Annotated in this window: 14 protein-coding genes; 10 read left to right on the top strand and 4 right to left on the bottom strand. The window is 67.0% G+C overall.

Translation table 11 applies throughout. From position 1 onward, the window contains the following. Positions 1-46: 46 nt before the first annotated feature. The 5 genes from HYZ11_02330 (at position 47) to HYZ11_02350 (ending at position 4,739) form a co-directional block, all read left to right on the top strand. Positions 47-769: a dienelactone hydrolase family protein gene (locus HYZ11_02330; GenBank protein ID MBI3126424.1), complete on the top strand. Its 723-nt coding sequence runs from the start codon at positions 47-49 to the stop codon at positions 767-769. A gap of 25 nt (positions 770-794) precedes the next feature. Further along, positions 795-1,772: a fumarylacetoacetate hydrolase family protein gene (locus HYZ11_02335; GenBank protein MBI3126425.1), complete on the top strand. Its 978-nt coding sequence runs from the start codon at positions 795-797 to the stop codon at positions 1,770-1,772. Positions 1,773-1,852: 80 nt separating this feature from the next. After that, positions 1,853-2,173 (top strand): hypothetical protein, encoded by a 321-nt coding sequence (locus HYZ11_02340; protein MBI3126426.1) that lies wholly within the window; start codon positions 1,853-1,855, stop codon positions 2,171-2,173. 268 nt (positions 2,174-2,441) lie between these two features. Next, a complete protein-coding gene (locus HYZ11_02345; protein ID MBI3126427.1) occupies positions 2,442-3,431 on the top strand; it encodes an ABC transporter substrate-binding protein in 990 nt (329 codons plus the stop codon). A gap of 315 nt (positions 3,432-3,746) precedes the next feature. Then, positions 3,747-4,739, top strand: coding sequence for an ABC transporter substrate-binding protein (locus HYZ11_02350; protein MBI3126428.1), 993 nt, complete (start codon positions 3,747-3,749; stop codon positions 4,737-4,739). Between the two features lie 73 nt (positions 4,740-4,812). On the opposite strand, the gene HYZ11_02355 is transcribed toward HYZ11_02350, so the two are convergent. The 4 genes from HYZ11_02355 to HYZ11_02370 form a co-directional block, all read right to left on the bottom strand. Then, on the bottom strand, positions 4,813-5,673 hold the full coding sequence (locus HYZ11_02355; protein ID MBI3126429.1) for a hypothetical protein: 861 nt from the start codon (positions 5,671-5,673) through the stop codon (positions 4,813-4,815). Positions 5,674-5,897: 224 nt separating this feature from the next. Beyond that, positions 5,898-7,481 (bottom strand): ABC transporter substrate-binding protein, encoded by a 1,584-nt coding sequence (locus HYZ11_02360; protein ID MBI3126430.1) that lies wholly within the window; start codon positions 7,479-7,481, stop codon positions 5,898-5,900. Positions 7,482-7,595: 114 nt separating this feature from the next. Then, positions 7,596-8,051 carry a YaiI/YqxD family protein gene (locus tag HYZ11_02365; GenBank protein ID MBI3126431.1) on the bottom strand — a complete coding sequence of 152 codons (456 nt, stop codon included), beginning with the start codon at positions 8,049-8,051 and terminating at the stop codon, positions 7,596-7,598. 47 nt (positions 8,052-8,098) lie between these two features. Further along, a complete protein-coding gene (locus HYZ11_02370) occupies positions 8,099-8,839 on the bottom strand; it encodes an aspartate/glutamate racemase family protein (GenBank protein ID MBI3126432.1) in 741 nt (246 codons plus the stop codon). A 181-nt stretch (positions 8,840-9,020) separates the two neighbouring features. On the opposite strand from HYZ11_02370, the gene HYZ11_02375 reads away from it, so the two are divergent. The 5 genes from HYZ11_02375 to HYZ11_02395 all read left to right on the top strand — a co-directional run bounded on the left by HYZ11_02375 (position 9,021) and on the right by HYZ11_02395 (position 16,255). Beyond that, positions 9,021-10,175: an acyl-CoA dehydrogenase family protein gene (locus HYZ11_02375; GenBank protein ID MBI3126433.1), complete on the top strand. Its 1,155-nt coding sequence runs from the start codon at positions 9,021-9,023 to the stop codon at positions 10,173-10,175. Next, a complete protein-coding gene (locus HYZ11_02380) occupies positions 10,172-12,307 on the top strand; it encodes an acetate--CoA ligase family protein (GenBank protein MBI3126434.1) in 2,136 nt (711 codons plus the stop codon). Before HYZ11_02375 ends, HYZ11_02380 begins: the two co-directional genes overlap by 4 nt. Positions 12,308-12,532: 225 nt before the next feature. Next, the gene (locus HYZ11_02385; GenBank protein MBI3126435.1) at positions 12,533-13,528 is read left to right on the top strand and encodes an ABC transporter ATP-binding protein; all 996 of its coding nucleotides are present in this window, start codon (positions 12,533-12,535) and stop codon (positions 13,526-13,528) included. Beyond that, entirely contained in the window at positions 13,528-14,559 is a 1,032-nt protein-coding gene (locus HYZ11_02390; GenBank protein MBI3126436.1) for an ABC transporter ATP-binding protein, read from the top strand. Before HYZ11_02385 ends, HYZ11_02390 begins: the two co-directional genes overlap by 1 nt. Before the next feature lie 76 nt (positions 14,560-14,635). Then, positions 14,636-16,255: an ABC transporter substrate-binding protein gene (locus HYZ11_02395; GenBank protein ID MBI3126437.1), complete on the top strand. Its 1,620-nt coding sequence runs from the start codon at positions 14,636-14,638 to the stop codon at positions 16,253-16,255. Positions 16,256-16,321 lie beyond the last annotated feature (66 nt).

Genomic DNA, 16,321 nt, shown 5'->3' on the forward strand with positions numbered 1-16,321 from the left:
CATGTTTTCTTCAAACCACATTCCGGCGAAGAGAAGGGGGAGGCCCATGGCGTACCGCGTCGAGACGGTCCAGGTGAAAGGCAGCCCGATGGAGGTGTTCCTCTTCGATCCCAAGGGGCCGGGGCCGCACCCGGGACTGGTGCTCTGCCAGCACATCCCCGGCCACACGGGAATCGACAAGGACCCCTTCACCCTGAAGACGGGGGAGCGCTTCGCCGAGAACGGCTACGCCGTCTCGGTGCCCTTCCTCTACCATTGGTGGCCCAAGGAAGCGGACATGCAGGTCAAGCGCGAGGAGTTCCGGGACGACTGGACGGCGCCCGACCTGAGGGCGGGCTTCGACGTGCTGGCGGCGCAGAAGAACGTGGACGCCGGGCGCATCGGCATCGCCGGCCACTGCTGGGGCGGGCGGGTGTGCTGGCTCGGCGCGTGCACGGACTCCCGCTACAAGGCCTGCGCCGTGTTCTACGGGGGCGGGGTCAAGGAGGTGCGGGGGAAAGGGAATCCGCCCGCCATCGAGCTCGCGGGAAAAATCCCCTGTCCTGTCATCGGTTTCTTCGGGAACGACGACACCAATCCCTCCCCCAAGGACGTGGACGACTACGAGGCCGCCCTCGAGAAGGCGGGCGTCGAGTACGCCTTCCACCGCTACGACGGCGCGGGCCACGCCTTCCAGTGGGCCGATAACCCGGAGCGCTACCGGGAGAAGGCCAGCGAGGACGCCTGGGAGAAGGTGCTCGCTTTCTTCGCCGAGAAGTTGAAGAAGTAGCCACCCTTTCCTGGAGGCGGACGGCATGCGACTGGCGACCTACCGCAATCTCTCCCCCGGCGCCAGCGGCGACCGGCTGGGGGCGCTCCTCTCGGACGGGCGGCTGGCGGACCTGCGGCTGTGCTACGCGGCCTGCCTGGCGGAGAAGGAGGGGGAGGGCCGCCCTTACGCCATGGCCCACGCCCGCGTCCCCCGGGACATGCGGGAGTTCCTCCTGGGCGGCGGGCCCGCCCTGGCCGCCGCTCGGAAGGCGCTGGAGCACGCCGAGGGCGTCCTGAAGGCGGGGAAGATGCCCTCCGGGCCGGACGGGGAGGCCGCCGCCCTGGCCGCCGGGCAGTACCGGCTGCGGGCCGTCATCCCGAAGCCGGGCAAGTTCCTGCACACCGGCCTCAACTCCATCAAGCACGTCGAGCACACGGGCAACAAGAAGCCGCCCCAGGTGCCGGGCGCCCCGCGCTTCAACACCAGCCTGATCGGCCACGAGGAGCCCGTCGTCTACCCCAAGCAGACGAAGATGCTCGACTACGAGGTGGAGGTGGGGATCGTCATCGGCAAGCGCTGCAAGGACGTGGCGCGCGAGCGGGCCTTCGACGTCATCGCGGGCTACACCATCTACAACGACGTCACCGCCCGCGATATCCAGCGGGACGCGGCTCGGGGCGGCGTCTTCCTGGGCAAGAACTTCGACGCGACGAATCCCCTGGGTCCCCATCTCGTGACGGCGGACGAGGTGCCCGACCCGGAGTCGCTGCGGGTGTTCTGCCGGGTGAACGGCCAGACGCGCCAGGACGAGCGCCTCACCGACATGATCTTCAAGATCCCGGACCTCGTCGCGTTCTACAGCCAGATGACGCTGGAGCCGGGCGACGTCATCTCCTCGGGCACCTTCTCTGGCGTGGCCATCGAGCAGGCCGACCCCGGGCCCTTCCTCCTCAAGCCCGGGGACGTGGTGGAGTGCGAGGTGGAACGCCTCGGGGTGCTGCGGAACCCCATCGTGGCCTGAGGGCCGGGGTGCCTGCAGCCCGTTGTATCCAGGCCGTTTTCGGCCGAGAACGAATTCGCTCCCTCGCCTGTTCGGTAGGCATGGTGTTCCGGTCGGCGGCGGCGCGCCTTGGGCGGCCGGGGGGAGCCGTCAAGTCGCTCCGGGCGGTCGAGAAGCTGGACTTCGAACGCATCATCCCCGGGCACGGGCTGGCGACTGCCCCGGCCCCGGCGGTGCGCGAGACGCGCGAGTATTTCGAGGACCTGATCGCCGCCGTCAAGGAAGCGATGCAGAAGACGAGGGACGTGGACAAGATCAAGGAGATGGTCAGGCTCCCCAAGTACGAGAAATGGGGAATGTATGACCGGTGGCTCCCGCTGAACGTCGAGCGAATCGCGGGCTGGCTGAACGTGGGGCAGTGAGCGGCGGGGACTTCACCGGCGGGAGTTCCGGCCGCTTGCCGGGATTCGCCCCGGAACGAAAGGAGGAATTTCGCGGCGAAAATTAGGGTGGTCCCCGGCGCCGCAATTCATTATGATATTCCCCATCGGATTCGTTTGGTCGCCTAAAGGAAAACGTATTGTGTTTTCCGGAGTCGCCGCCTACGCGGAGCAGGTGCGCGGCGCAGGAAAACACGGGGGTTCGTTTATGCTTTTGGCCGAAAGATGCTCTGCCGCGTGGAGGTGACAGATGAAACCGATGGGGAAATGGTGGCTGGGCGCCGCGCTGGCTTTCTGCACGCTCGCCGCGGGATGGGGCGCCGAAAGCGCGGGGAAATTCCGCATCGGAATCCACCGCTCCGTGTACGGCTCCTATGAAGTGGTGGCCGACCGGATGGGCTACTGGAAGGCCGAGGGGCTGGACTATACCGTCCAGTACTTCAAGCAGGGCAAGCTCATGCGCAACGCCGTCATCCAGGACAACCTGGACGTGGGGACGACGGGCTTCTCCCCCTTCGTGACGGCGCAATCCAAGGGCGCCCAAGTGACGGGCATTGCCGTCACAGCCGACACCTGCGCCCACCAGCGCATCATGGTTTTGAAGAATTCCCCGCTCAAGAGCGTCAAGGAGCTCAGGGGCAAGACCGTCGCCACGAGCACGGGGACGAGCGTGGACCTCTCGTTCAAGACCTTCATGCTTCCGGCTCACGGCCTGACCGAGAAGGACCTGAAGTGGATCAGCGTGGTCACCACGGACCGCGTGCCGGCCCTGATGTCGGGCAACGCCGACGCGGCCATCGTGGGGGACCCGCAGGGCGAGATCGCGCTTCAGAAAGGCCTGGTCCGGGCCATTGACACCTTCTGCCCCTACGATCGGCCCCGGCTGATCCACATCGGCAATCCGCAGACCCTGAAGGAGAACCCCGAACGATACGTGAAGTTCTTCAAGGGCTGGCTCAAGGCCCAGAAACTGCTGCGGGAGGAACCCGAGAAGTTTGCCAAGAGCTACCATGAGGCCCTGCAGGAAGTGGGCGACAAGACGGAATACAAGGTCGCGCTGGCCGTTGTGAAGCGCCTCACGACGGAGCCCCTGATCGGCGACGAGATCCGCAAGAACATGCAGGACATCGCGCGGACGCAGAAAAAGCTCGGCTGGATCAAGAGCGAGCCCGATTTCATCAAGGGAAAGATGCTGGATGATACCCTCTTGAGGAAGGCGGCCAGCTCGCTGGCCAACTGAGCCGTCCGGCGCAGCGGTCGGGGCGGGCCGAGGTTCCCGCCGCTTTCCTAGAGGTACCGACGCCGATGACGCCGCACGGTCGCCTCGGCCGGAGTCCCGAGGGGGCCCTCGCCGGGAAGAAAGGGCGCCCGGACGGAGTGAAAAAAAGAGTAGTCAGCGGCGGCATGCTGGGATAGGATGTTTCCATCTAAAAGAAAGCGATTGTGGGGTTGCGATATGGGGATTCCGTTCCTCCGAATGGCGGAACAGGGAAGGGCCGGAAAGTCTTCGGTTTTACCCTGCATGGGTGGGATTTTCTTGAGAGGAGGAGGTTTGATGAATCGAATCGCCAAATGGTTTATCGGTATCGCGCTCGCGGGCGGCATGCTCGCTCCGGGATGGAGCGCCGAGGGCGCGGAGAAGTTCCGCATCGGCATCCACCGGGCGATCATGGGCTCCTTCGAGGTAATCGCCGACCGGAAGGGCTACTGGAAAGAGGAAGGGCTGGACTACACGGTCCAGTACTTCAAGCAGGGCAAGCTCATGCGCAACGCGGTCATCTCGGGCGACCTCGACACCGGCACGACCGGGTTCTCCCCCTTCGTGACGGCCGTCTCGAAGGGCGCCAAGGTGACGGGCATCGCCGTGACAACGGAGATCTGCGCCACCTCGGGACGCATCATGGTGCCGAAGGATTCGCCCATCAAGAGCGTGAAGGACCTCAAGGGCGTGACCTTCGCGACCCTCGAGGGGACCAGCACGGACTTCGCCTTCCGGACGAAGGTCCTGCCCCGCTACGGCCTGAAGGCGGACGACCTGAAGTGGCTTAACGTCGTCGCCACGGACCGGGTGGCGGCCGTCGTGTCGGGCAACGCGGGCGCGGCCCTCATCGGCGATCCGCAGGCCGAGATCGCGGTCCAGAAGGGGCTCGTCCGGGAGCTCGAGAATGTCTGCGAATACGACCGCACGCGCATGATGCACATCGGGAACCCCCAGACCCTGAAGACGAAAAGCGTGCAGTACGAGAAGTATTTCAGGGGCTGGCTCAAGGCGCACAAGCTTCTGAAGGAGAACCCCGAGGAGTTCGCGAAGGTCTATCACGCGGCCCTGCAGGAGGTCGGCGACAAGACGGAGTACAAGGTGGTCCTGTCGGTCATAAAGCGCCTGCCTTCCACGCCTCTCTTCACGGATGTGTCGAGGAAGGACCTCCAGGACATGGCGAAGATGCAGATCAAGCTCGGTTACATCAAGAAACACCCCGACTTCACCAAGGGCGCGATGATGGACGATTCCATCGTCCGCAAGGTGGCCGGCGCGCCCAAGAACTGAGTCCGCGCGAAACACGAAAGCCCCGGGGGAAGCTCCCCCGGGGCTTTCTCTTTTCCCGCGCGGGCGGCGAAGGCTACATCCGCACTTTCCGGGGGCGCCGCTTCGGGCGATCGTCCGGGAAGGTGACGCCGCTCGCGTTCACCCCCAGCCCCACCAGCATCTTGGCGAGCTGGATGGCGGCGCTGTAGCCCTCGAGCACGGGAACCTCCCACCCGAGTTCCAGGAGCCTCTCCTGGACGAACGGCTGAAGCCAGAAGGTCCCCGAGCACCCGAACGTGATGACCTCGGCGCCGTCCTCCTCGAGCGCCGAGACGGCCTCCTTCACCGCGCGCTCCACCGCCTCCGAGCGTTCGCCGCGCCGGGCCTTGTCCCTCTCGTGCTCGAGGACGGGCTCGCCGCTGTAGCCCGGCCTGGGATGGTAGTAGCCGATGTTCCGGATGGAGGCGCACCGGTGGTCCATGCGGTGCTGGTACACGAGGTTGCGGTAGTACATGTTGTGGGTCTCGGCGAAGTCGATGACGCTGAACTTGTCGCCGAGCATGCAGGCGATGTGCATCTGGGAGAAGGCGCAGGCGGTGACGACGACGCCGTGCTTGCGGGTGATCTCCCGCGCCTCCAGGAAACCGGGCTCGCCGCCGCCGAGCAGCACGATGCCGTTGTACTTCCCGCTCTCGCACGCCTCCTTCACGATGGGCAGGCGCGCCACCGACGCGTAGGCGAACTCCTCGCGGTTCTCGACCTGCCAGTCTCCGTAGGGCGCCAGGGCCCCCTCGTGAAGGTCCCACTCCACGTCCTCGAGCAGGCTCAGCACGTTGACGTAGCTCCTCACGCGCTGCTCCTTGGTGAGCTTGGGATCGTACTTCACGAAGCGGCCGTTCTCCGGCAACCGGAACGCGGGGACGAGCAGGAAGCGGAATTTTCTTGAGTCGGCCATATCGGCCCTCCTGGTTCTGCGAGCGCCGGAAAATGGGGGATGAACGGCCGGCGCGAAACCGCGCGCAGTATATGTCTTCGGCCCGGCGGGTGGAATCGCGGAAGGCGCCTCGGGAAAGACGGGAACTCGGGAAGGACGGGAAGGAAAAGCGGGTCTGAAATCACCCGCCCCGGGGGGAAGGCCGGGGGCCGGGCCGCCGGCGGGCGGCCCGGCCCGGCCGGGGGTTACTTGTCCAGCCAGACGTCCCGCATGTCGAAGAATAGCTTGTTCAGGTTCTTGTTGCCCTTCACGTAGTCGCGGGTGGCCTGGACGAAGGGCGATCCGGCGAAAGCCGGGTAGTAACCCATCTCGACCATGTAGCGCTGCATCCGGTGGCTGAGGTCGAGTTGCTTCTTCGCGTCCACCGTGGAGCGCCAATCCTCCAGCCAGTTGTCCAGCTTCGGATCGTTCATCCCCAGGTAGTTGATGGGGCTCTTCGTGTGCCAGATCTGGGAGGTGGAGTTGATGTCCAGGACGGGCAGGGTGTCCTGCAGGGTCATGTCGAGGGCCTTCCGCCGCACGAGGAGCCCGATCCAGGCGGCCCGGTCCACCACCTGGATGTCCATCTCCGCGCCCACCTTGGCGTACATGGTCTTGAGGGCCTGGGAAATCTCCACGAAGGTGGGGTCGGTGTTGTTGATCACCATCGTGAACTTGAAGGGCTTCGAGGGCCCGTAGCCCGCCTCGGCCAGAAGTTGCTTCGCCTTCGCGGGATCGTAGGGACACATCGAAGTGAGGTCGATGGCGTCGACAGACCCCGGCGCCGAGTAGCTGTTCCAGGGGATGGTGAGCCCGCGGAGGGCGGTGTTCACGATGTGTTTCCGGTCGATGGCGTAGCAGCCGATGGCCCTGCGGACGCGCACGTCCTTCCAGACGGGGCGCTGGCTGTTGATCGTCGCCACGAAGGTGGTGGCCGTCTTCCCCGCGTCCACGACGACGCCCTTCGTCTCCTGCAGGGTTTTCACGATGCCCTTCGGCACGTTCAGGATCATGTCGATCTCGCCCGAGCGGAGGGCGTTCATCCGCTGCGTGGCGTCGGGTATGACGTAGGCCTCGATGCGGTCCAGGTAGGGGCGATCCTTGATGAAGTAGCCCTTGAAGCGTTCCATGATGACGTGCTGGTTCGGCTTATACTCGACGATCCGGAACGGCCCGCCGTAGACGGGGTGCCGCCGGAACCGCTCAATGTCCTTGTCGTAGGCCTTGGGGGAGACGAGCACGGGCCGGTTCCAGTAGCCCCCGAGGGCGGCCAGCGTCATCCCCTTGCCCACGTCGGATTGGTGGAAGCGGACGGTATACTTGTCCACCACCTCTACCTTCTTGATTTGCATGAGATAGGCGGTGTAGCTGGAGCCCAGCCTTGCCTTCGGGTTCTTCTTCTTTTGCTCCTTCAGCCATGCGGGGTCGAGCCGGCCGGTGAGCATATCGATGTTCCACTTGACCGCCTCGGCGTCGAGGTCCGTCCCGTCGTGGAACTTGGCGCCCTTGTGGAGATGGAAGGTGATTACCCGGCCCTCATCCGCGACCTCCCATTTGTGGGCCAGCTCTCCGATGAGCTTGTAGTCCTCGTTCAGTCCCAGGAGGCCCGCCCCCATCGTGTCCCGGTAGAACTTGATGGGGATCCCCAGGGCGACGGTACCGTCCATGTGCTCGACGTTGCCCTCAATGGCGATGCGGAGGGTGCCTCCTCTCTTGGCCGCCGAGGCGGCCTGCCCCCCGATGAGCAGTCCCAGGAACAGGAACGGAAAAATGCGGACGAAACGTCTCATGGTGGTTCCCTCAAAGGAGATGTCCAAACGAGCACCCGGGCAGCATGATGTTCACGCGTCGAATGGGGAAATTATAGGGGAAAGAGGCGGGGGTGGCCAGGCATGCGCGGAGAGCTATGCGTCCTTGAGGCGCTTGGTCAGCTCGCGGTCCAGGGCCGAGGCGAAGCGGTGCCGATCCAGGGGAGAGAAAGGGGCGGGCCCGCCCTGGATGAGCCCCCCGCTGCGGAGATCCTGGTAGAAGTCGCGGAGGGAGAGCTTCTCCTGCGCGTTTTCGGAGTCGAAGACCTCGCCCCGCGGGCTGATGGAGACGCCGCCTTTCTCCGCCACGGCGGCGGCCAGGGGGACGTCGGCCGTGACCACGATGTCCCCCGCGCCCATGGCCTCGGCGATGTGCTTGTCGGCGGCATTGAAGTCCCGGCCCACCAGGACGGACCGGATGAGAGGGGATTCCGGGAGCGTCACCCTCCGGTTGGCCACGAAGCAGACCGGGAGCTGCAGGCGTTCGGAGGCCCGGAAGACGATATCCCGGATCTCCCCCGGGCACGCATCGGCATCAATCCAGATTTGCAACGCGCATCCTTTTCAGCGCCCGCGGCGGCCGGGGCGCTGGAAGCCGGTCAACTTTTCCCGGCGGGGGCGCCGGGCGCGGGCGAGTTCACGGACGCCCGGGCGCGGGCCGCCTCGTGGCGGCGCCGCACCGCCTGGATGGCCGCCAGGTTGCTGGTCATGATGGGTAGCCCGGGATAAGCGGACCGCAGCAGGTGCAGGGCCCGCACGGCGGGAAGATTGGTGCAGGAGATGAACAGGCAGTCGGCCCGGGCCAGGAGGGAGGAGGGGATGGTTTCCCGGGCGAAGGCGAGAATCTCGGCGCCGCTCAGGCCGCCGATGCGGGTGTTCTCCACGATGCCCATGCCCCGGATGAAGAGGACCTCCAGCCCGTCCTCCTGGAGGCTTGCCCCCACGGCCTCGGTGAGATCGGGCGTGTAGGGCGTCAGGACGACGAGCCTCCGCGCCCCGAGCAAGCCGAATTCCTCGCCCAGGGCCGAGAGGATGGTGATGGCTTCGGTCCCGGTGGTGGCCTCGATGGACTCCTGGATGCGGCGGTCGTAATCCCGGCCGAAGAGGGCGCCGCCCGAGGTGCAGCCGAAGACGGCGACGTCGGGCTTCATCGTCCGGAGCGCCCGCGCCGCCTCGGGGAGGGAGTCCTCGATCATCCGGATCTCGCCCTCCCGCGTCGTGTCCTCGAGGTACATCCGCGCGGTGGCCGTCTCCACCTCCTCCGGCAGGGTGCGGTGGAAATCCACCTCCATCGTCGTGTTGGAGGAGGGGACGATCAGTCCAGCCCGGTACGTATCCATCATCGCCTCGAACTGAGCGCGCAGCGATCACAGCCCCCGTGGATTCTCGCACGGCACCCCCGCCCGGGCCAACCCGCCGCCGGGGGATGTGGACCGGCCCTCGGTATCGGAATAAAATAATTCATCTGACTTTCATTCGAGGCGGAGAATCGGCGGGCCGGGAGCCCGCCGGGAGGGGGACGTGGACTTCCAGCTCAGCGCCGAGGACCGCCTTCTCCAGCAGACCGCCCGCGAGCTGGCCCTGCGGGAATTCGCGAAGGACGCCTACGGCTACGAGAAGACGGGAGAATACCCGCGCCGCTCCATGAAGGTTCTGGCCGCGCACGGGATGATGGGCATGACGGTGGCCGAGCCCCACGGCGGGGGCCGCTCCATCTTCGATGCCTGCCTGGTGATGGAGGCCGTCTCCCAGGTGTGCCCCCACAGCGGGGACGTGGTGCAGATGGGGAACATGGGTCCCATCCGGATTATCGACGAGCTGGGGACGGAGGCGCAACGGTCGCTCTTTCTCCCCCCTCTGTGCCGGGGCGAGAAGATCATCTCCATCGCCATGTCCGAGCCCGAGGCCGGCTCGGCCGCGACAGACCTCAAGACCTCCGCCCGATACGACGGCGAGAGCGCCGTCCTGAACGGCCAGAAGTGCTTCAGCTCGAACGCGCCGCACGCGGACCTCTTCGTGGTCTACGTCCGCTTCGGCCCCCGGACGCGGGACTGCGGCGCCGTGGTGGTGGAGACGGGGACGCCCGGTTTCACGAAGGGCGGGGCCGAGCGCTACATGAGCGGCGAGGCCTACTGCGCCCTCTACTTCGACGAGGCGCGGGTGCCCCGGGAGAACGTCCTCGTCGACGACGACGGTTTCAAGGTCCTGATGCCCATCTTCAACGTCGAGCGACTGGGAAACGCCACCCGCTGCCTCGCCCTCGCCCAGGCGGCCTACGACATGGCGGTCGAGCACACCCAGACGCGGCGCCAGTTCGGGCGCCCTCTGTGCGAGTTCCAGGGGGTGCAGTGGATGGTGGCGGACATGCGGGTGAAGCTGGAGGCGGCCCGGCTCCTCCTCTACCGGGCGCTAGCGAACGCCCGTGCGGGCATGCCCTCGGCCCTCGAAACCACCGCCGCCAAGCTCTACTGCAACGAGATGGCCCGCCAAGTGGCCGACGACGCGATCCAGCTCCACGGGGCCTATGGCTACTCGACCCAGATGCCGCTGGAGTTCCTCTACCGCAAGATCCGGGGCTGGTCGATCGCGGGCGGCACGACGCAGATCCTCCGCAACCGGATGGCCGACCTCATCTACGGGCGCTCGTTCAGCCAGCGCCCGCCGCGCCCGGAATGAGCGATCCCTCCGCCACCCGCCAAAGCCTCCGCCGCCTCCTCGCCCCGGCCTCCGTGGCCGTGGTGGGGGCCTCGGCGGACCTCGAGCGCTTCAACGGCCGGGTCCTCAAGAACCTCCTGCGCCACGGCTACCCGGGCCGCGTCTATCCGGTGAATCCCAAGTACAGCGAGGTGGCCGGGGTTCCCTGCTGGCCCTCCCTGGACGTTCTTCCCGAGACGCCGGAGACCGTCTTCATCGCGGTGGGGCGGGAGCATGTCCTGGGCGTGGTGGAGGAATGCGCGGCGCGGGGAGTCGCGGCCGTCACCATCTACACGGCGGGTTTCTCCGAGACGGGCGGGGAGGGGGCGCGCCTGGAGCGGGGGATACTCGCCCGCGCCCGGGCCTCGGGAATGCGCGTCTGCGGTCCCAACGCGGCCGGCTACCACAATTTCCACGCGCGGCTCCACCTGGCGGGCATCATCGCCCTGGAGATCGACGGCGTGCTCCCGGGCGCCGTGGGGGTGGTGTGCCAGAGCGGGAGCATCGGGGGCGCGCTCCTCTCGCGGGCCACCCGGCGGGGGATCGGCTTCAGCTACATGATCTCCTGCGGGAACGAGATGGACCTCGAGGCCGCGGATTACGTGGACTTCCTGGTGGAGGATCGCGAGACGCGCGCCATCGCGCTCTACCTGGAGGGCCTGCGCGACGGCCCGAAGTTCCTGCGGGCGGCCGAGCGGGCCCTGGCGGCGGGTAAGCCCATCGCCGCGCTGAAGGTGGGCCGCGCCGAAGCGGGCCGCGCCGCCGCGGTGAGCCACACGGGAGCGCTGGCGGGGGAGGATTTCGCCTGCGACGCGGCGTTCCGGCACTGGGGGGTGACCCGGGTAGAGGGGCTGGAGGCGCTGTTCGAGACGGCCCACATGTTCGCCTCGACCCCTCTTCCCCGGGGCCGCCGGGTGGGGATCGTCTCCACGACGGGGGGAGGAGGGGCCCTCGTGGCCGACGCCTGCGGCGCCCTGGGGCTGGAGGTGCCTCCCCCGGGCGAGCGGCTCGAGGCGCGCCTGCGGGAGGCGCTCCCCGGAGCCGCCCCGGCGGCCAATCCGATGGATACGACCATTGCGGGCATCCAGGCCTTCGGGGCCGTCCTGCGGGCGGCGCTGGAAGAAGGTCCCTTCGATCTGGCGATCCCGGTGGTGGGTTCGAGCGCCCAGTTCCGGCCCGAGATCGGAGTGGCCCCCATCCTCAAGGCCAAGGAGGAGAACTGGGGCGGGGGGCGTCCTCTCCTGGCCTATTTCAATCCCCAGGCGGACGAGGCCCACCGCCTGATGGCGGGTGCGGGGATCGCTTCCTTCCAGTCGGCCGAGGGCTGCGCCCGGGCGGCGGCCCATCTGGCCGCCTATGCGGACCATCCCGCCCGGCGCCGGGGAAGGGCGCCCGTCCCTCCGGTGCCGGCGGGAGCCCGGCCGTTTCTGCAAAAGGCCGGCCCTCTCGGCGAGGGGGAGAGCCTGTCGCTGGCCGAGATGTTCGGCATCCGCGCCGTCCCCCGCCGCCTGTGCCGGGACGGGGAGGAGGCGGTCCGGGCCGGGCGGGAGCTGGGCTACCCGGTGGTCCTCAAGCTCTCCTCTCCGGATGTCCCCCACAAGACGGAGGCGGGCCTCGTCTCCGGCCGGCTGGCGGATGAGGCCGCCCTCCGCGCCGCGCACGCGGCCATGGCGGAGCGTCTCCGGCGCCTCCCCGGCCTCCGCCGGGAGGGCTTTTTGGTCGAAAGATGGATAGAGGGGGGGGCGGAGTTCCTGCTCGGAACGGTGTGGGACGCGCAATTCGGCCCGGTGGTGACGGTGGGCCTGGGCGGGCTGGCGGCGGAAGCGCTCGGCGATGTGAGCGCCCGCCTCGCCCCGCTCGCCCGGGAGGATGCCGAGGCCATGCTCGGCGAGCTTCGGGGCGCCCGCGTTCTCGGCGCCTTCCGGGGGCGGGGAGCGCTGGACCGGGGGGCGCTGGCGGAGGCCATCGTCGCCCTGGGGACGCTCGCCGCGGCGCTCGGGGGGCGCCTCCGGGAGGCGGACATCAACCCGCTTTTCGTCCTGCCCGAGGGGGAGGGCTGCCTGGCCGCCGACGCCCTCATCGTGCTGGGAGGGGGGCCCGGCCAGCCCGGATGAACCTCCCGCTTTCCATGGGCCTCCCGAAACACCGTTCCGGATCAGGTTTTCATCTGAAGCAAGGATATTTTCCCCCAAATAGGTCCCCAAAATAGGGCGTTGACATAAACTGCGACAGCCGCTACGGTTTACCCATACCAAATTCACGGTTGTCGGCAGAAAAAGCCACCAAACCCTCTGTTTTTGCAGGGGGAGCTTATCCGCCGGCGAGGAGGGAGTGTCCCTGTGGCCCAGCTTCTCCGGATTGAGGACCTCCAGACGCATTTTTTCACGTCCGGCGGGGTGGTGAAGGCCGTCAACGGGATTTCCTATGACGTGGAGGAGGGCGAAACCGTCGCCATCGTCGGGGAATCGGGCTGCGGGAAATCCGTGAGTGCCCTCTCCATCCTCCGCCTCATCCCCGATCCCCCCGGGCGTATCGTCGGGGGGAGCATCCAGTTCAACGGCATGAACCTCCTCTCCCTCTCCGACGAAGAGATCCGTAAGGTGCGCGGGCATCAGATCGGGATGATCTTCCAGGAGCCGATGACCTCGCTCAATCCCATCCTCACCATCGGCCTCCAGCTCACCGAGACGATGGAGGTGCACCTCGGCCTTAAGCGGGCCGACGCGCAGAAGCGGGCGGCGGAGTACCTGCGGATGGTGGGAATCCCGGAGCCGGAGAGGAGGCTCCAGCAGTACCCCCACCATCTGAGCGGAGGCATGCGCCAGCGGGTCATGATCGCGATGGCGCTCTGCTGCGAGCCCAAGCTCATCATCGCCGACGAGCCCACCACCGCCCTCGACGTCACCATCCAGGCGCAGATCCTCGAGCTGATGAAGGACCTCACCAAGCGCATGGGCGTGGCTCTCATCGTCATCACCCACAACCTCGGGGTGGTGGCCCGCTACGCGGACCGCGTGAACGTCATGTACGCGGGCAAGATCATCGAGCGGGGGCCCGCCCGGGCCATTTACTCCCGGCCTTCGCACCCCTACACGCTGGGGCTCCTGCGCTCGGTCCCCCGCCTGGACCACCCCCGCCGGGAGCGCCTCGACCCCATCGAGGGCCAGCCGCCCGACTTGTCCCGCCAGATCGCGGGCTGTTCCTTCCAGCCCCGCTGCCGGTTCGCCTTCGACCGGTGCGCCGAGTATCCGCCCCTGGAGCCGGCCGAGAGCGGCCATCTCGCGGCCTGCTGGAAGAAGGACGAGCTGCTCCGTCTTTCGGCGAGGGCCTCCTGATGGCGACGGATTTCTCCACCCGCGCCAAGCCGCTGCGCTCCCGGGGAGGGGAGGGGGACGGCGTCCTCCTCGAGGTGAAGGGGCTCAAGAAGCACTTCCCCATCACGGAAGGAGTGCTGATCCAGAGGACGGTCGTGACGGTGAAGGCGGTGGACGGAGTGAGCTTCTCCATCCGGAGGGGCGAGACCCTGGGGCTCGTCGGCGAGTCCGGCTGCGGCAAGACCACCACGGGCCGCTGCATCCTTCAGCTCGAGCGCCCGACGGAGGGGGAGGTGATCTTCGGGGGGACGAACCTCGCCACCCTGGACCAGAAGGAGCTCCGCTCATGGCGCCGGAGGATGCAGGTGATCTTCCAGGATCCCTACAGCTCCCTCAATCCGCGGATGAAGATCGGCGACATCATCGAGGAGCCGATGTACGTCCACGGGCTGGCCCAAGGCGGCCGGGAGCGGCGGGAGCGGGTCCGGGAGCTCCTCACGGTCTGCGGGCTGGGCGCCCGGATGGGCGATCGCTTCCCCCACGAAATGAGCGGCGGCCAGCGCCAGCGCGTAGGCATCGCCCGGGCGCTGGCCATGAGGCCGGAGTTCATCGTATGCGACGAGCCCGTCTCGGCCCTGGACGTCTCGATCCAGGCCCAGATCATCAACCTGCTCGAGGACCTGCGCCAGCAGTACGGGCTGACCTACCTGTTCATCGCCCACGACCTCAGCGTGGTGCGGCACCTGTGCCACCGGGTGGCGGTGATGTACCTGGGCCGGATCGTGGAGATGGCGGACTGCGACGAGCTGTACGAGAACCCGAGGCACCCCTACACCCGCGCCCTCCTTTCGGCGGTCCCCGTCCCGGACCCCGAGGTGGAGCACCGCCGGAAGCTGGAGGTGGTCAGGGGGGAGGTCCCGAGCCCGATCAACCCGCCGAGCGGCTGCGTCTTCCACCCACGCTGCCCGCTCACCGTGGAAAGCTGCATGAGCGATGTTCCCGCGCTCCGGGAAATCGGCCCTGGCCACTGGGTGGCCTGCACGGAGGTTTAGGCGTATGCGGCCGGCGCGGCATGGCCGGCGAGAAGGGCAACACGGCCCGTTGCCTTCTGACTGAGGAGGTTCAATCATGAATCGCTTGTCGATGAGAACGGCCCTGGCGCTCGGGGCGGCCCTGGCGCTCGCGCTGGCTGGCTTCGCGGCCACGGCGGAAGCCGCTCCCAAGAAGGGAGGAGTGCTCAAGTACATCATCCCCGCGGAGCCGCCAAGCTACGACGGGCACAGGGAAACCACCTTCGGGCTCATCCACCCGATCGCGCCCTTCTACAGCTTGCTGATCCGGGTGAACCCCGACAACCCCGCATCTCCCACCGATTTCGTGTGCGACGTCTGCACCGAAATGCCCAAGCCCACGGACGGGGGGAAGAAGTACACGTTCAAGATGCGCAAGGACGTCAAGTTCTGGGACGGCCAGCCGCTCACGGCGAAGGATGTCGAGGCCACCTACAAGAAGATCATCTTCCCTCCGGAGGGAGTGGCCAGTGCCCGCAAGGGCCAGTTCTCCATGGTGGCGAAGGTGAGCGCGCCGGACGACGGGACGGTGGTTTTCGATCTGAAGTATCCCTCCGGGGCCTTCCTCCCCGCGCTGGCGACCCCGTATAATTTCCTCTACAGCGCGAAGAAGCTCGCCCAGGACATACACTGGTACGAGAAGAACATCCTGGGCTCCGGGCCCTTCAAGTTCAAGCAGCACCAGCGGGGGGCCTTCATCGAGGGCGAGCGCAACCCTGACTATCACTTCAAGGGCGTGCCCTACCTGGACGGCTTCCACGGCATCTTCTCCGACAAGCTGGCGGTGCGCGTGAACGCCATCCGGAGCGGCCAGGCCTACATCGAGTTCCGGGGCTTCCCGCCCAGCCACCGCAACGACCTGAAGAAGGCGCTGGGGGACAAGCTCACCGTCCAGGAGAGCGACTGGAACTGCTCCCTCCTCATCAACCCGAACCACCTCAAGAAGCCTTTTGACGACCCGCGCGTCCGCCGGGCGCTCACCCTCGCGATCGACCGCTGGGGCGGCTCGCAGTATCTCTCCAAGACCGCCATCGTGAAGCCGGTGGGGGGCGTGGTGTTCCCCGGCCATCCCCTCGCGGCGAAGAAGGAGGAACTGGAGAAAATCGCCGGCTACTGGCCCGACATCAAGAAGTCCCGGGCCGAGGCGAAGCGGCTCCTGAAGGAGGCGGGCATTCCGGAGGGATTCGAGTTCACCTTGCACAACCGCGGCGTGGACCAGCCCTACAAGATCGTGGGCACCTGGCTCATCGACCAGTGGCGGCAGGTGGGCCTCAAGGTGAAGCAGTGGGTGCAGCCGACGGGCCCCTTCTATCAGGTGCTCCGCAGCAAGTCCCAGCAGTATGACGTGAGCATGGACTTCAACTGCCAGGCGGTGGTGAATCCTTTGGCCGACGTGTCCAAGTACCTGTCCTACGACAAGTCGGGCAGCAACCACGCGAATTACATCAACCGCGAGGTGGACGGGCTCTACGAGAAGATGAACCGATCGGGGGACGTCGAGGAACAGCGGGCGGTCATGCGGCAGTTCGAGAAGCTCGTGCTGGATGAGCAGGCCCATTACTTCGTCACCTTGTGGTGGTACCGGATCATCCCGCACCGCTCCATCGTGAAGGGATGGAAGATCAGCCCGAGCCACTACCTGAACCAGGACCTGTCCAACATCTGGCTCGAGGAATAGGGGGGCATTTTCGCGGCGGCCGGCCCGCCGGCGTGAAGCCGGCGGGCCGGCCCGCGGAGCGTTTGC

It is taken from the genome of Candidatus Tectomicrobia bacterium (genome assembly GCA_016192135.1).
GTDB lineage: Bacteria > UBA8248 > UBA8248 > UBA8248 > UBA8248 > 2-12-FULL-69-37.

Excerpts from the sequence above, each read along its gene's own strand:
- HYZ11_02360 (MBI3126430.1), bottom strand. The coding sequence starts at position 7,481 with ATGAGACGTTTCGTCCGCATTTTTCCGTTCCTGTTCCTGGGACTGCTC.
- HYZ11_02330 (MBI3126424.1), top strand. The coding sequence starts at position 47 with ATGGCGTACCGCGTCGAGACGGTCCAGGTGAAAGGCAGCCCGATGGAG.
- HYZ11_02345 (MBI3126427.1), top strand. The coding sequence starts at position 2,442 with ATGAAACCGATGGGGAAATGGTGGCTGGGCGCCGCGCTGGCTTTCTGC.
- HYZ11_02390 (MBI3126436.1), top strand. The coding sequence starts at position 13,528 with ATGGCGACGGATTTCTCCACCCGCGCCAAGCCGCTGCGCTCCCGGGGA.
- HYZ11_02380 (MBI3126434.1), top strand. The coding sequence starts at position 10,172 with ATGAGCGATCCCTCCGCCACCCGCCAAAGCCTCCGCCGCCTCCTCGCC.
- HYZ11_02370 (MBI3126432.1), bottom strand. The coding sequence starts at position 8,839 with ATGGATACGTACCGGGCTGGACTGATCGTCCCCTCCTCCAACACGACG.
- HYZ11_02395 (MBI3126437.1), top strand. The coding sequence starts at position 14,636 with ATGAATCGCTTGTCGATGAGAACGGCCCTGGCGCTCGGGGCGGCCCTG.
- HYZ11_02350 (MBI3126428.1), top strand. The coding sequence starts at position 3,747 with ATGAATCGAATCGCCAAATGGTTTATCGGTATCGCGCTCGCGGGCGGC.
- HYZ11_02335 (MBI3126425.1), top strand. The coding sequence starts at position 795 with ATGCGACTGGCGACCTACCGCAATCTCTCCCCCGGCGCCAGCGGCGAC.
- HYZ11_02355 (MBI3126429.1), bottom strand. The coding sequence starts at position 5,673 with ATGGCCGACTCAAGAAAATTCCGCTTCCTGCTCGTCCCCGCGTTCCGG.
- HYZ11_02340 (MBI3126426.1), top strand. The coding sequence starts at position 1,853 with ATGGTGTTCCGGTCGGCGGCGGCGCGCCTTGGGCGGCCGGGGGGAGCC.